The organism is Tatumella sp. JGM130 (assembly GCF_018257525.1).
Lineage (GTDB): Bacteria > Pseudomonadota > Gammaproteobacteria > Enterobacterales > Enterobacteriaceae > Tatumella > Tatumella punctata.
Genome location: NZ_JAERJS010000086.1, coordinates 1 through 1,048, shown reverse-complemented (window position 1 = coordinate 1,048; position 1,048 = coordinate 1). Strand labels below are relative to the sequence as shown.

Here is a 1,048-nt window from a genome sequence, read left to right as displayed (position 1 = left end):
GCGGCGTTTATCAGTGGTGATTACACCGACCGGCTGATTGAAGAAATCCGCGCTAAAGCAAAGTCAGTCGTTGGTGACATAAATACCGCTAAGGGTCGCAAGGCCTACATCAGCATGGCGGCCACCGTTCGCAGCTCAAAGGTAGCGATTGATGATGCCGGTAAAACACTGGTCGCTGAAATGAAGAAACGCCCTGCCCTGGTTGATGCCAGTCGCCGGAAGATTCGCGAGGCACTTGATGAACTGGCTATCGAAATCCGGCAGCCGGTGACCGATTGGGAAGCTGAGCAAGAGCGACTGAAGAAAGAGGAAGAGGAACGGGTCGCAGCAGAAGCCTACAGCGCTATGCGGGATGAAGCTGATGCAATGAATGCTGATTACGACCGCGCCAAGGCTGAAGCGCTGGCCAAGCAGATTGAGTCCGATCATGAAATCGCCCTACTGATGAATGACAAGTTCGACCGTGACCGTGCCGAAGCCGCTCGGCTGGCCGAACAGCAGCGCATTGATCATGAGCAGCGCATCGCCCGGGAAGCTGAAGAGCGAGTAAAACGTGAGACTGAGGAAAAGGCCCAGCGTGAACGTGAGCAGGTAGAGCGTGAAAAGCTCGAATTACAGGCCGCTGCCGAGAAGGAAAAGCAGGAACGTATCGCTGCGGAGCAACGTGCAGAGCAGCAGCGTATCGAAGCCCAGCAACTGGCTGAGCGTGATAAGCGGGAAGCTATCGAGGCCGAACGCCGCAAAGCCGCTCAGGTCGAGCAGGCTCGACTGGATGAAGAAAAACGCATCAAAGATGAAGCCGACCGCCGGGCCAGAGATACAGAGCATCGTCGCAATATCAATCTCGCAGCAGTATCTGCACTGGTCGAATCCGGCCTGACCGAGGACTGTGCAAAAGCATGTATCAAATCAATCGCTAAAGGTCAGGTACCAGCAGTAACCATCAACTACTAACCAACGGAGTATCGCTAATGGCTACCACCATCGGCGGCGTCATTGGCGCTGCTACCAACCTGTTAAACCACGTTAAATCATTCACCACTACCCA

1 protein-coding gene is annotated in these 1,048 nt (G+C 54.6%); it reads left to right on the top strand.

Features of this window, described 5'->3' with window-relative positions:
• Window positions 1–9 precede the first annotated feature (9 nt).
• A complete protein-coding gene (locus JK211_RS16770) occupies window positions 10–954 on the top strand; it encodes a hypothetical protein (protein WP_371734657.1) in 945 nt (314 codons plus the stop codon).
• Window positions 955–1,048: the final 94 nt, after the last annotated feature.